The 13,968-nt window shown below is 70.1% G+C and carries 9 protein-coding genes; 3 read left to right on the top strand and 6 right to left on the bottom strand.

All coding sequences use genetic code 11. The annotated features are described in order from the left end of the window. The first annotated feature begins 116 nt into the window (after positions 1-116). Positions 117-1,199, top strand: a complete 1,083-nt coding sequence (locus AB0B86_RS22720) for a LacI family DNA-binding transcriptional regulator (RefSeq protein WP_357419777.1) — start codon at positions 117-119, stop codon at positions 1,197-1,199. A 148-nt stretch (positions 1,200-1,347) separates the two neighbouring features. Next, positions 1,348-4,806: an alpha-glucuronidase family glycosyl hydrolase gene (locus tag AB0B86_RS22715; RefSeq protein ID WP_357419776.1), complete on the top strand. Its 3,459-nt coding sequence runs from the start codon at positions 1,348-1,350 to the stop codon at positions 4,804-4,806. Positions 4,807-4,879: 73 nt separating this feature from the next. Here AB0B86_RS22715 and AB0B86_RS22710 read toward each other — a convergent pair whose 3' ends face one another. Then, positions 4,880-7,879, bottom strand: a complete 3,000-nt coding sequence (locus tag AB0B86_RS22710; protein WP_357408192.1) for a glycoside hydrolase family 95 protein — start codon at positions 7,877-7,879, stop codon at positions 4,880-4,882. Between the two features lie 545 nt (positions 7,880-8,424). Between AB0B86_RS22710 and AB0B86_RS22705 the strand changes: the two genes are divergently transcribed. Further along, positions 8,425-8,709, top strand: a complete 285-nt coding sequence (locus AB0B86_RS22705; RefSeq protein ID WP_357408194.1) for a hypothetical protein — start codon at positions 8,425-8,427, stop codon at positions 8,707-8,709. Between the two features lie 5 nt (positions 8,710-8,714). Here AB0B86_RS22705 and trpA read toward each other — a convergent pair whose 3' ends face one another. From trpA to AB0B86_RS22680, 5 genes are all read right to left on the bottom strand, one after another. Continuing rightward, the gene (trpA, locus tag AB0B86_RS22700) at positions 8,715-9,515 is read right to left on the bottom strand and encodes a tryptophan synthase subunit alpha (RefSeq protein WP_357408196.1); all 801 of its coding nucleotides are present in this window, start codon (positions 9,513-9,515) and stop codon (positions 8,715-8,717) included. Further along, complete coding sequence (gene trpB / locus AB0B86_RS22695; RefSeq protein ID WP_357408198.1) at positions 9,512-10,714, bottom strand: tryptophan synthase subunit beta; 1,203 nt, start codon at positions 10,712-10,714, stop codon at positions 9,512-9,514. The genes trpA and trpB overlap by 4 nt, the downstream gene beginning before the upstream one ends. Positions 10,715-10,847: 133 nt before the next feature. Next, positions 10,848-11,621 (bottom strand): GntR family transcriptional regulator, encoded by a 774-nt coding sequence (locus tag AB0B86_RS22690; RefSeq protein WP_357408200.1) that lies wholly within the window; start codon positions 11,619-11,621, stop codon positions 10,848-10,850. Between the two features lie 428 nt (positions 11,622-12,049). Beyond that, positions 12,050-12,697 carry a response regulator transcription factor gene (locus tag AB0B86_RS22685; RefSeq protein ID WP_357408202.1) on the bottom strand — a complete coding sequence of 216 codons (648 nt, stop codon included), beginning with the start codon at positions 12,695-12,697 and terminating at the stop codon, positions 12,050-12,052. After that, positions 12,688-13,863: an ATP-binding protein gene (locus tag AB0B86_RS22680; RefSeq protein ID WP_357408204.1), complete on the bottom strand. Its 1,176-nt coding sequence runs from the start codon at positions 13,861-13,863 to the stop codon at positions 12,688-12,690. The genes AB0B86_RS22685 and AB0B86_RS22680 overlap by 10 nt, the downstream gene beginning before the upstream one ends. Positions 13,864-13,968 lie beyond the last annotated feature (105 nt).

Here is a 13,968-nt window from a genome sequence, read left to right as displayed (position 1 = left end):
TGCCATGTATTGCCTCGCGTGGATGCGCTCGCGGCACTGGTTTGTTGCGGGGGCATTGCCGAGCGCTCACCGCCGTCATACCATGATCACGGCGCGTAGCCGGGAGGAGCATGCAGATGCCCGACCACACCAGGCCGCCCGACAAGAGGGTCACGATCTACGACGTCGCTGTCGAAGCCGACGTCTCACCGTCCACCGTGTCGCGCGCCTTCTCCAGGCCGAGCCGCGTCAACTCCGAGACCGCCGAGCGGGTCCGGCAGGTCGCGGAGCGGCTGGGCTACCGGACCAGCCCGTTGGCCCGCACCCTCAGCACGGCACGCACGCACATGATCGCGCTCGTCATCGCCGACATCACCAATCCGGTGTACGCCGAGATCGTGCGCGGCGCGCAGGAGGCGGCGTCCGACGGCGCGTACACGACGGTGCTGATCGACGCCCAGGAGTCCGACCGACGGGAACGGGCGGCTGTCGAACGGACCATGTCGACGGTCGACGGCATCGTGCTGGCCAGCAGCCGGATGTCCGACTCGGCCATCCGGATGTTCGCCAAGCAGCGGCCGGTGGTGGTCCTCAACCGCGCCATCGCCGACGTGCCCTGCGTGGTGACGGACAACCCCCGGGGCGTCCGGCGGGCCGTCGAACACCTCGGTGAGCTGGGGCACGACCACATCACGTACGTCGCCGGGCCGGAGGCCTCCTGGCCGAACGGCATCCGCTGGCGCTCGCTGCTCGAGGCCGGCATGGAGCTGGAGATCAAGGTACGCCAGATCGGCCCCTTCAGCCCCACCATCGCGGGCGGCGAACGGGCCGCCGAGGAGTTGTGCGCGCGACCGGCAACCGCCGTCCTCGCCTTCAACGACCAGATGGCGATCGGCCTCATCCGCGGCCTCGGCCAGCGGGGCGTCGACATTCCGGGCGACGTCAGCATCGTGGGTTTCGACAACATCGTCGCGGCCGACATCGTCACACCCGGGCTGACCACTGTGGCGGCACCCCTCTACGCGGAGGGTTCGGCAGCGACCCGACACCTGCTCACGATGATCGAGGGGGCACCCGGGCACACCGGTCGACCGATGGTCCTTCCGGTACGCCTCGTGGTCCGCCACTCGACGGCCGCCCGCAACCCGAGCCCGGGTCGGGCCCGACCGCCGTGGGTGCGCCAGCGGCCGACGCCCCACCCGGCGACGCGCCTGTGGTGAGGGCGCGCGGCGCCGCGACAAGAAACGACAACTCGTTGCCCGGTCCGGGGCACCCCGGACACCATCGGCACACCGCCCATCCAGCCACGTCACCGCGTTCGGGAGACGGGTCCATCGACGTCTCGGACGGACAACAGAGGAGAAGGCAATGAACCGAGGTTCGGTGCCCAGGCTGCGGCGAGTCCTCACCGTGCTCGGCACGGTGCTCGCCACTGTCGCGGCCACCCTCGCCGTCGCCACCACGCCCGCCACCGCGGCCCAGTCGCCGGACGACTACAGCGGCTCCGACCTGTGGTTGCGATACGTGCCGGTCAGCGACGCGAAGCTGCTGCGCGACTACCGCCGCACTGTCACGACGATCGTGGTCGAGAACGCCGACGCCAGTCCGGTCCACCGGCACACGACCGACCTCGCCATGGCGCCCGGCTCCACCGAGAAGCTCGCCGAGACCACGCTCGGCGCGGCCCGGGACGAGTTGGTGCGTGGCCTGGGCGGGCTCCTCGACCGCACGACACCCGTGACGACAGTCAGCGGCGACCGGATCCCCGACGGCGCGGTCGTGGTGGGCACGCCGGCAAGCTCCCCGCTGGTGCGCCGCCTCATTCCGACCCGCGACCTGGCCGGGGTCGGCGACGAAGGCTATGTGGTCCGCTCGTTGTCGCGCGGCAGGGATCGGTTCACCGTCATCGCCGGCAACACCGACCTCGGCGCGCTCTACGGGACGTACGCCTTCCTGCGGCTGGCGCAGACGCAGCAGCACCTCGACCACCTCCGGGTTGCGGAGTCACCGAAGATCAAGCATCGACTGCTCAACAACTGGGAGACCGAGCGCCTCTACGCCGGCAACAACGCCTCCGGGCTGGGCGGGTTGAACGGCGAGAGCGGGGCGATCTTCAACTTCGCGGCGACCGGGGCGAGCGCCGGCGCCAACCTGCCCGTCATCCTCGACCGCTACGTCGTGGTGGCACGCGCGCTGGCGTCTCTCGGCATCAACGGCATCACCATCAACAACGTCAACGCCGACAACGCGTACCTGACAAGCGCCCGCATCGCACAGGAGGCGGCCCTCGCCGACGCCCTGCGCCCGTACGGCATCAAGCTGGGCCTGTCGATCCGCTACACCGCCCCCACGGACAGCCGCTTCGCGCCGGACACGCTCACCAACAGCCAACTCGATCCGTACGGCGCCGACTTCCGGGGTTGGTGGCAGCGCCGGGCGCAGCAGATCCAGGCCGCCATCCCGGACTTCATGGGCTTCACGGTGAAGGCCAACTCGGAGGGCCAGCCCGGGCCACAGGACTTCGGGTACGACCACGGCGACGGCGCCAACGCCATCGGCGCGGCTGTCGCACCACTCGGCATGACAGTGCACTGGCGCACGTTCGTCTACAACGCCGAGGTCGACAACGACCGGCTCAAGCGGGCCTACCTGGAGTTCGGGCCGATCGACGACGAGGTCCAACCGGACGGCACCAGAGGACGCTTCGCCGACAACGTGTTCCTGCAGACCAAGAACGGGCCGCTCGACTTCCAGGCCCGGGAGCCCATCCACCCGATGTTCGGCCGGATGGAGAACACCAACCAGGCCCTGGAGCTGCAGGTCACGCAGGAGTACACGGGTCAGAACTGGATGCTCACCTACCTCGGCCCGATGTACGAGGAGATCCTCAAGACCGACACGTACGCGACCGACGAGCACGGCAAGCTCCTGCGCGAGCGGCTGGTCGGCAACATCGTCGACGGGAGCGCCCAGCACCACCGGGACACCGCGATCGTCGGTGTCGCCAATCTCGGCAACGCCGACAACCTGACCGGGCACCACTTCTCCCAGGCGAACCTCTTCGCCTTCGGCCGGCAGGCGTGGGACTGGACGCTCGACTCGGCGGACATCGCGACGGACTGGGTCCGCATGACCTGGGGCAACGACCGTCGTGTCGTCGACACCATCCGGAAGATGATGATGGGGTCGTGGGAGGCGCTGGTGAGTTACCAGACGCCGCTGGGCATCGGCCACCAGTTCGCCGAGGGCGCGCACTACCGCCCCGACCCGGCCGACTGGGCCGGCCGCGACGACTGGAGCCCGGTCTACTACAACCAGGCCGACAGCGTCGGCCTGGGCTTCGACCGCTCCCCCACCGGCAGTGACCTGGCCGCCCAGTACTTCCCCCAACTCCAGCGGCGGTACGGGGACATCGACTCGGTTCCGGAGAACCTGCTGATGTGGTTCCACCATGTGCCCTGGGGCCATCGGATGGACAGCGGCCGGACGTTCTGGGACGAGCTGGTCTACCGCTACCAGATGGGCGTCCAGTACGTGACCTGGATGCGGGAGACCTGGGAGACGCTCGGAACCGACATCGACGCGCGGCGGTTCGCGGAGGTACGCGCCAAGCTGGCCGTGCACGAGACGGACGCCGCCGACTGGCGGGACACGTCGGTGAAGTACTGGAAGGAGTTCAGCGGACGGGACATCCCGGTCGACGACGCGCCCCTGTCGGCGAAGATCGTTGTCAACGGTACGGAGTTCGGCGGCTTCAACCTGTCCGACCCGTCGTACACCATCCCGGTGCCGGCCGGCGGCTCCCCCACCATCACGAAGGTACGCACGACCGACCGCAGGGCGCGCTACCAGATCGTGTCCCAGGCGGGGAGCGTCCCCGGGCAGGCGATCGTCAAGGTCACCACGGCGAGCTTCTTTGGCCCGCTGGTGAAGAACTACGTCTTCAACCTGGTGCCCGACACGACGCTGACGAGCCTGCGCGTCGACGGCCAGCCGCTCACCTCCTTCGCACCGGCGGTGCTGCACTACAACGCCCTCAGGCCGGCCGGCACCACCGCCGTGCCGACGGTCACCGCCGATGCCGCCGATCCCGCCGCCACCGTCGCTGTCGAGCAGGCGGGCAGCGCCACCGGGCAGGCGCGGGTCACCGTCACCAACGGCGCGGCGACGTCGGTCTACACGGTGGACCTGAACACCACGAGCACGGGCAGCGACGAGTTCGACTCGGCCGCACTCGGTGCCCAGTGGCAGTGGGTACGACCGGACGACAGCCGGTGGCGGCTTGCCGGCGGGTCGCTTGTCATCACCGCGCAGCAGGGCGACCTGCAGGGCACCACCAACACCGCGAAGAACCTGGCCCTGCAGGACGTCGACGGTGACTGGACCACGGACTCCCGGGTCGTCTTCTCCCGGCCGCTGGCCAACAACAACGAACAGGGCGGCGTCATCGGGTACGCCGACGACAACAACTACGTGAAGCTCGCCTGGGAGATGGGCAGCGCGACGGCGGCAGTCAACAAGGTTCGGCTGGTCCTGCTCCGCGAGCAGAACGGCGCGACGTCGACGGTGGAGATCACCGGCGCGGACGCCCAGCGGATCGTCGGGGCCGACGGCGCGATCTGGCTCCGACTGGCCAAGATCGGAGACACCTACCGCGCCTACTATTCACGCGACGGGAAGGTCTACCGCTTCATCGGCGCCACGACGTTGAACGTCGAGCCGACGAAGGCCGGGCTGCTGGCCTTCAACCGGGCCGGCACCTCCACCGACCTCGATGTCTCGTTCGACTACTTCCGGGTCGAGAGCCGGGGTGAGCGCCTCCGCTGACGCCCGACGACGTCCGGGCCCGTCCCTGAAGGGACGGGCCCGGACACGTTCACCGGTGCGGGAACCGAAGCGGTCAGCCCCCGATGGCGATGGCGAAGATGTGCATCGTCACCACGTTTGTCGCCGGCCGGGCGCTGATGTTCGGCAACACGACCGACGCCACCGCCTTGTTCTGCAACCCGACACCCACGTAGTAGATGCAGGCGGCGGTGTTCTGCCGCTGGTTGTTCGGCCGGTTCTGGTACGCCGACACGATGGCGGCGGTCCCCGCGGAACTCGGCCCGCCATACCAGTCGGGTGTGCTCAGCGTGAACGTCTGCCGGGTGCCGTCGGCGTAGACCACGGTGCCGGTCCCCGACGGGGCGCCGTAGGTGCCGGTCAGGAGGAAGCCGAGGGTGCTGCCCGTGCCGGTCACGCTTATCGACTGCCCCGAGGCGATGGCGTTGTCGGCGGCCCCCGAGCTGACGTTCGGCCAGCGGAAGGTGACCCCGTTGCGGCTCACCGTGCCGCCCGGGGTGGCACCGGCCTGCGCCAACGCCTGCGCTGAGAGCGACGCCCCGCCGCCGTCGAAGTTTCCGACGTTGGTGTTGCTGTCGCTGGTGATGCCGACGTTGCTGAAGCTCTGCTCAAGCGTCGGTAGGGCGACGCCCGTGCTGGTGACCCGGTAGGTGCGCCCGGCCTGCACGGCGACCTCGATCAGGTCGGACTCGATCCGGGTGACCCGGGCCGCCGTGCCGTCGGCGGTGTCGACGACGGTGACGGTGCCGGTGAGGATCCGGGCCCGCAGGCGTACGGCGCCGGCGCGGTCCGGTCGGACGAGGATCTCGGTGGCCTGCCCACTGCTCCAGGTGATGCCGACCGTGTGCCCGCCCCGACCCCGCAGACCGGTGACCCGACCACTGGGCCAGGCAGGCGGCAGCGCGGGCAGGATGTGCAGCTCGCCGACGTGGCTCTGCAACAGCATCTCGGCGATGCCGGCGGTGGCGCCGAAGTTGCCGTCGATCTGGAACGGCGGGTGCAGGTCGAACATGTTCGGCGCGAGCCGGGCGGTGGTGGCGAGGTAGCGGATCAGGTCGTGGGCGCGCTTGCCCTCCTCCATCCGCGCCCAGAAGTTGATTTTCCAGGCCAGCGACCAGCCGGTGCCGTCGTCGCCGCGCAGCGCCAGGGTCCGCCGGGCGGCCTCGAACAGCTGCGGGGTGCCGCGCTTGGTGATCTGGTTGCTGGGGGCCAGCCCGTACAGGTGGGAGATGTGCCGGTGGTTGGGCTCGGTCTCCACCCAGTCGTAGAGCCACTCCATGATGTTGCCGCGCGAGCCGATCTTCATCGGAGGCAGCCGGTCCCGGGTGGCCCGAACCTGCGCCCGGAAGGTGCTGTCCACGTCGAGGATCTCGCTGGCGCGGGCGCACGCGTCGAACAGGTCCCGCAGGATCTGGTTGTCCATCGTGGGGCCGGCGCAGACGCTGGCGTTCGCGTGGTGGCTGAGCTCCGGCGAGTTCGACGGGTTGGTCACCAGGTAACCGAGGGTCGGCTCGGTGACCAGGGTGTTGAGGAAGAACTGGGCCGCGCCCTTCATTGCCGGGTAGTTCGTCCGCAGGAACTCGATGTCGCCGTTGAACAGGTAGTGGTCCCAGATCAACGTGGACAGCCAGGCACCGCCGGTCTGCCACATGCCCCAGAACGCGCCGTCCACCACGGCGGTGGCCCGCCACGCGTCGGTGTTGTGGTGGGTGACCCAGCCACTGGAGGAGCCGTACTGCACCTGGGCGGTCCGCGCTCCGGCGACGGAGAGATCGCGGACCAGGTCGAAGACCGGGTTGTGGCACTCGGCCAGGTTTGTGGTGTTGGCCGGCCAGTAGTTCATCGGCAGGTTGGCGTTGATCGTGTATTTCGAGTCCCAGGACGGGGTCAGCGAGTCGTTCCAGATGCCCTGGAGGTTGGCCGGCTGGGTGCCGGGCCGCGACGACGAGATCAGCAGGTACCGACCGAACTGGAACAGCAGTGCCGAGAACTGCGGGTCGTTGACGCTGTTGTGCTGGGCGATGCGGACATCCGTCGTCTGGTCGGCCGCGGAGGTGCGGCCCAGGTCCAGGGTGACCCGGCCGAACAGCGCCTGGTAGTCGGCCACGTGCCGGCTGCGCAGCTGGTCGTAGCTGCTGGCCCGCGCGGCGGTGAGGCGCTGCCGGGCGATGCCCTGGTAGTCGCCGCCGACGTTGCGGTAGTTGACGTAGCTGGAACCGATGGAAACCAGCAGGGTGACGCTCGTGGCGCCGCTCACCCGCAGGGTGCCGCCGGAGCTGGACACGCTGCCGCCGGTGACTGTCGCGTTGGCGAGCGCGAGGAAGCGGACCTGGCCGTTGACGCCCTCCTGGTTGCCGGAGATGCCGTCGAGGCCGATCGTGCTGCCGTCCGGGCTGGACACTGTGGTGCGTTGCGGGCTGTCGAAGGTGGCGGTGAAGCTGATCGAGCCGGTCCGGTCCGCGGTCAGCCGGATCGCGATGACCTGGTCGGGTGCGCTGGCGAACACCTCCCGCTGGTATCGGATGCCGTTGAGCACGTACGTCGTCGTGGCGGTGGCGGTGGTGAGGTCAAGCGTCCGGTTGTACTGGGAGGCTCCGCTGGCGGAGCCGAAGGCGAGCCGGAGGTTGCCGACGGTCTGGTAGGCCAGCTGGCCGCCGGGGTTGCCCATCATGGTCTGGTTGATCAGATCCTGGGCCTGGGTCCACTGGTTCGCGTTGACCAGCCGCCGGATCTCCGCAAGCGCCGCCGCGCCTCGGGTGTTGCTGGGGTCGTGGGGGCCGCCGGCCCAGACGGTGTCCTCATTGAGCTGGAGTCGTTCCGTGTCGACGTTGCCGAAGACCATGGCGCCGAGCCGGCCGTTGCCGATCGGCAACGCCCGCAGCCAGTCGGTGCCGGCGGACTCGTCGTACCAGAGCGCGAGGTCACCGGCGGCCAGCACCTGGGGCGGCGCCACCGATTCCGCGTTTGCTACGGCCGTCCAGGGCAGCGGCAGGAGGGCACCGCCCGCACCGGCCGCACCGATCTTGAGGGCTTGGCGCCGGGTCAGGTCTGACATCGATCCTCCAAACGGTGACCAATCCGGTCACCCCGATGCGTGACAACTGTGGTAACCGAGATGGGTCCGCCTCCCGGGCACCAGGACCTTGTGGAGCAGGCACGTGCCGGGCCCGAGTCAGCCAGACATCTGATGTGTTTCGCGAAGGTTACTCCGGAGCCGCGCAATAGGCAACGATCGATCGACGGGTACAATCCGCACCACCAGGCCCTGCCGTCAAGGATCATCACCGGGATGCCGGTGACGGGTGGCACGGTCCGGCGCGGCCGAGCGTCAGGCCAGCGGCCGGCGGACGCCACCTCAGCGACACATACATCGGATGTACCGCGGCGAACGGCTGCCGTCCGACACCCGCCCGGGGTCGGCTCGCCGGTCACCCGGCTCGGCGGAGGGCGTGTCGGCGTACGGGTTTCCGGCGGCACCGGTCGGGGCGGGCGGCCCACAGTGGTCGGCGAGCTGACCCCGTCCCCCGGGAGCCCAGCGGCGGCCCCCTTGAGCGCAGCACCGGGCACCGGCGCGGGCGGCGGTACGACAGAATCGGGCCGGTGAAGCTCACCTTCGACGTAGGCGTCCAGGAACGACACGAGGTGTCGTTCTCGTTCGACAAGTTCTTCGGCCGGCTGGCGATCCTCGTGGACGGTCATCCGGTGCACCAGGAGCTGCGGGTGATGTCGGTCGACCTGGTCAAGCGGTACGACTTCCCGGTCGGCCAGCACGAACGGCACGCGGTGCGCATCGAGAAGGAGCGCAAGCTCCTGTTCGCCGGCTTCCGGCCACAGCGGGTCAGGGCCTACGTCGACGGGCGACTTGTCGCCGAGCAGAGCGCCTGAGCGGGTCACCCCGACGTCAGCGGCCCCGGGGTCGGCGCGTCCAGCGCCGTCCGCAGGTGGGTCAGGAAGTCACCGAGCTGCGCCGCTGTCGCCCCGTCGAGCACGCGGCGCATGAGCGCCGAGCCGACCGCGACCCCGTCGGCGTACGCGGCAGCCTCGGCCGCCTGCTCCGGGCCGGAGATCCCGAAGCCGAGCACCACCGGCAGATCCGTGGCCTGCCGCAGTGCCGTCACCACCTGCGCGCCGGCCGCATCCAACCTCGACTGCTCGCCGGTGGTCGCCATGGCACTCACCGCGTAGACGAAGCCCCGGCTGCGGGTGGCGATCTCGGCAAGGCGCGGCGGCGCGGTCGCCGGGGACGCGAGCAGCACGAGGTCGAGCCTGCTGCCCGCCGCCGCGGTGGCGACCGGCTCCGACTCGTCGACCGGCAGGTCCGGCACGATCAGGCCGGCCACACCGGCATCGGCGAGCGCGCCGCAGAACCGGTCGGCTCCGCCGTGCAGGGCCAGATTGGCGTAGGTGAACGCGACCAACGGCACGGGTAGTGCGAGCCTGCTGACCTCGTCGAGGATCTGTCGGGTGGTGACGCCCCGCAGCAGCGCCCGGTGCGACGACTCCTGCACGACCGGTCCGTCCAGGGTGGGGTCGGAGAACGGGAGGCCAATCTCGATGGCGTCGGCGCCCGCGTCCACCGCTGCCCGTAACAGGTCGGTCCAGTCCGCGGTGACGCCTCCGGTCAGGTACGGGACGAGCAGCTTGCGACCGGCCGCCGTGGTCGCGCGGAGTCGGGTCTCCAGTTGGTTCACGACAGCTCCATCAGGGTCGCCATGTCCTTGTCGCCCCGCCCGGAGAGCGTGAGCAGCACCGTCGAACCCGACGGGATCGTGCCGTCGCCGGCGGCCCGGATCACCCAGGCGACCGCGTGGGCGGATTCCAACGCGCAGAGGATGCCCTCGGCGCGGGCCAGCCGGTGGGTGGCGGCGAGCACCTCGGCGTCGTCCACGCTCACGTAGCTGGCCCGGCCCGACTCGGCCAGGTGCGCGTGCTCCGGTCCGACGCCCGGGTAGTCCAGGCCCGGGGCGATCGAGTGTGCCTCGCCGATCTGCCCGTGCTGGTCCTGGAGCACCATGGAGCGGAAGCCGTGCAGCACACCGGGACTGCCGGCGCTGATCGCGGCTCCACCGGCCGCCTCGACGCCGACCAGGCGGGCCGGCGTGTCGACGAAGCCGGCGAAGGTGCCGGCCGCGTTGGACCCGCCACCGACGCAGGCCACGACGTAGTCGGGCGTGCCGGCGACCAGATCGGCGGCACACTGGGCGCGGGCCTCGTCACCGATCACCCGCTGGAACTGGCGGACCATCCAGGGGTACGGGTGCGGACCCATCGCCGAGCCGAGGCAGTAGTAGGTGTCGTCGACGGTGGTGACCCAGTGCCGCAGCGCCTCGCTGCAGGCGTCCTTGAGGGTGCGGGTGCCGGAGGTCACCGGCACCACCTCGGCACCGAGCATCTTCATCCGGAAGACGTTCAGCTGCTGCCGTTCGATGTCCGTCGCGCCCATCACGACTGTGGTCGGCATGCCGAGCAGCGCACCGGCGGTGGCGGTGGCCACGCCGTGCTGGCCGGCGCCGGTCTCCGCAAGCAGTCGCCGCTTGCCCATCCGCTGCGCCAGCAGGGCCTGGCCCAACACATTGTTGATCTTGTGGGAGCCGGTGTGGGTGAGGTCCTCCCGCTTGAGCAACAGGTTGATACCCAACTCCGCGGAGAGTCGCGCCGCGGGCGTCAGCGGCGTCGGCCGGCCGACGTAGACGGCGAGCAGGCGGTCCAGTTCGCCGCGGAACAGCGGGTCCGTCCAGGCCCCGGTGAAGGCCCGCTCGACCTCGACACAGGCCGGAACGAGCGACTCCGGCACGAAGCGTCCGCCGTAGTCGCCGAACCTGCCGAGCGCCGAGGGTCGACGGGGGTCGACCCGGGTGACCGGGCGGGCGGAGCGTAGGAGCTGATCCACGACACATCCCCTCACTGTTCTAGAACGATGAAGTCTTTATAGCAGCACGCTCGACTAGTGTTCTAGACCTGTCACTCAGAAAGTTCTAGAACAGTTGCGATGCGGCACGGGTGGTGGGCCGCCGCCCCTCGCGTCAGCTCTGCGGTGGGCTGCCGCCGACCGCGTAGCTGAACTGTTGGCCGCTCACCTCGCGAATGTTCCTGATCACGACGCTGCTGCCGGCGAGGATGGCGACGTCGACAACAAGCGGACGCCGGTCGGCGTCGCGAGTGATCCGCTCACTGCGCATCGCCGGTTCGCCGGCGGGCAGGCCGAGCAGACCGCCGATGCGCTCGGGCATGAGCACCGGCGAGATCGTCTCCTCGGCCTGGACCGCCACCGCGCCCGCCCGCTCGGCGAGTACGGCGTAGAGCTCGTTGCTCTCGAAGTCGACGCCCTTGAGCCGGCCACCGAGGGGTTGCGGAAGGTAGGACAGCTGATGGATCAACGGAGCGCCCCGGACCACCCGAATCCGCTCCAGTGTGAACACCTCGTCGCCCGCGGGGATCCCCAACCGCGCGGCGATGTCGTCGGGCACCGCGACGAACTCGCGACCCAGCACCCGGGTCAGCACCTCGATGCCGTGCGCGCGCAGATCGTCGGCGAGGCTGCGCAGATTACCCATCGAGTACGGGACCGGCGTGGCCCGGACGTAGGTGCCCTTGCCGGGGAACTGCTCCACCACGCCGCGGTCGCAGAGTTCGTCAAGGGCCTGGCGCAGGGTCATGAGGCTGACCCCGTACTCCTCGCTCAGGTGGCGCTGGCCGGGCAGCGCGTCCCCGGGGGCGAACTCCCCCCTGCTGATCCGCTTGATCAGATCGTCGCGGATGACCATGTACTTCGGAGTCCTACCCGGAATGACGCGCATGCACTACCCAGCCCTGAGTCGCAACGGAGCGGGCCGCGCCGCCTGACGACTGCGGTGCGCCACGTCCGTCTTCCGGGTGCCAGCGTATGGCCGAAACCGGGGTCGATCTACGCACGGGTCTCGCCGTGCGGCGAGGCAGCGGGGCGGGGCGGCGAGGCAGCGCGGCGTCGCGCCCCACCGGCAGGATCCCGCTCACCGCCCCGGTCCGCGCCCACTCCCCCAGCCGCCGACGTTGCCCACCAATCGGTCAACCGATTCTGCCGCCCGCCGATTGCGCACCCCCGAACAGTCGGACTGTCACATACGCGACACGCTTTACCGGGGTCCTTTTCCCAGTAGCACGGCACCCTCGGTATTTGGTCGGTTGAGACGCGCCCGAGACGTCCGGCACAACTGGTTCTGCGCTTTCTTCGGGGGCCGCTGGCGTGCTATGGCGGCGGAAGGCGTTCGCGGCCGAAGCCGTCTTCGCGTACCCGTTCGAGAAACTGCACCCGGTGCTCGATCGGGCGACCGGCGCGCGCGTATTTTTCCTTGATCCGGTCCAGGTAGGTCCGCACCGTGCCGGGAGCTATGCCCAACCCGCGGCCAACCGCCTCGACAGTTCGTCCGCTGCCGTACGCGATAAGCACCTCGCGCTCGCGGACGGAGAGTTGCGGCCGTTCCGGCCGGGCGTCGCGCCCCAGCCAGAACGCCTGCTCGATGGTCATCGGGGTCTCCCCGGCGGCGACGCTCCTGATCACGCCGGCCAGCACGCTCAGGTTGTTGGCCTTCGGCACGTACGCGACGGCACCGGCCTCGGTGGTGCCGGCGATGTACACCGGGTCGGGGATGACCGACACCACGATGACGGCATGTCCGGCGTCGACGAGCTGACGGACGTTGGCCGCCGGGTCGGTGAAGTTCTCCAGGTTGAGGTCGAGAATCACGATCCGCGGCGGTGCCGCGCCCGCGAGATACTCCTGCACCGAGGCCGCCAGCGTGGTCAGGTCGATGTCAGGCAGCCGGCTGATCCAGGCCGACATGCCCTCCAGCAGCATCTGGTCGTTGTCGATGGCACCAACTTCGATCACCGACACCAGGAGACCTCCACCATCGTGCCCTGATCGGGTGCGGAGTCGATGGACACCCGCCCGCCCACCTCGATCACGCAGTGCCGCAGCTCGCGCAGCATCCCCCGACCCGGCGGCACCGCGTCCGGATCGAACCCACGACCCCGGTCGACGACAGTGAGCACCACGCCGCCGTCGTCGCCGACCGCCGTCAACCACGCCTCACCCGTGCCGGCGTGCTTGGCGACGTTCGTCAGCGCCTCCCGGGCCGCGTTGGTCAGAGACTCCTCCACGTCGGCGGGAAGATCAGCCAACTCGTGGAACTGCGAGTGCACCTGCAGCCCGAGCGCCTGTTTGTCCCGGACCACGCCGGCCAGGGCGCTCGCCAGGCTGGTGACCGGGCCTCCGTTGGCGGCGGTGATCAGGCCACGCAGGTAGTCCGCGTCGCGTTGGGCGAGCGCCCGGACCTCGGCCGCGCGGTGGTCGAGCCGGCCCCGGGCGATGGTGCTCAGGGTCGTCAGCACGGTCCGGTGCAGCACGTCGTACTGCCGGGTCCGCTCGTCGAACCGGGCCTGCGCCGCCGCTTCGCGCGCACCGGCGGCGAGCGCGGCTTCGGTAGCGGCGTCCAGGTGTCTGCCGTCGGCGCGCAGGTGCCCGGCGACCACCGCGGCCAACACCGCAAAGGCCACCATGGACAGCACCGTGACGAGCACCGGGCCGAGCGCCTCCGGGCCGGCGGCCAGCTGCCGGACCGATCCAACCAGGTAGGCGACGACCAGCAGGGCGACTCCCGTCGCCGCCACCCACGCCCGGGTGAATCCGGCGACGACGATCGCCGCGCCCATGGCCGGGGGCAGGACCCAGTGCTGCCACCCGGTGGCGCAGGAGTTGACGCAGGCTGCCGGGATCAGCAGCAGACCGAGCATCGCCACCGCCACGTCGGCGTAGACCCACGTCGGATCCATCCGCCGCGCCCGCAGCGCCCGGCCGAAGAACACCACCGTCCACGCCACCGTCAGCAGGTAGCCCGCGATGACCAGACCGGGATAGCGGTACGTCTGGAGGCCGCCGATGAACGGGACCGGGATCCGGACCACGAGCTGGACGGCACGCAGGCAGGCGGCGGCCTTGATCAATAGAAGGTCCACCCGTTCGATGGCCGGCCCATAGAACGGCGCATCCGTTTCTGCCACGGATCGACCCTGCCATACCGCCCGCCACCTGCCCAGTCGGCAATTCGGGGGACACGGCTGGGAATCGACTCCGGTATGGACAATCGGGCCGCCCAGAGCATTGAC

The sequence above is a fragment of the Micromonospora sp. NPDC049047 genome (genome assembly GCF_040649135.1).
Lineage (GTDB): Bacteria > Actinomycetota > Actinomycetes > Mycobacteriales > Micromonosporaceae > Micromonospora.
Note: the sequence above shows the minus strand (reverse complement) of the source record. Positions and strands in the feature narration are given on the sequence as shown.

Coding starts and splice junctions, on each gene's coding strand:
- AB0B86_RS22720 (WP_357419777.1), top strand. CDS start 117: ATGCCCGACCACACCAGGCCGCCCGACAAGAGGGTCACGATCTACGAC.
- AB0B86_RS22715 (WP_357419776.1), top strand. CDS start 1,348: ATGAACCGAGGTTCGGTGCCCAGGCTGCGGCGAGTCCTCACCGTGCTC.
- AB0B86_RS22710 (WP_357408192.1), bottom strand. CDS start 7,879: ATGTCAGACCTGACCCGGCGCCAAGCCCTCAAGATCGGTGCGGCCGGT.
- AB0B86_RS22690 (WP_357408200.1), bottom strand. CDS start 11,621: ATGCGCGTCATTCCGGGTAGGACTCCGAAGTACATGGTCATCCGCGAC.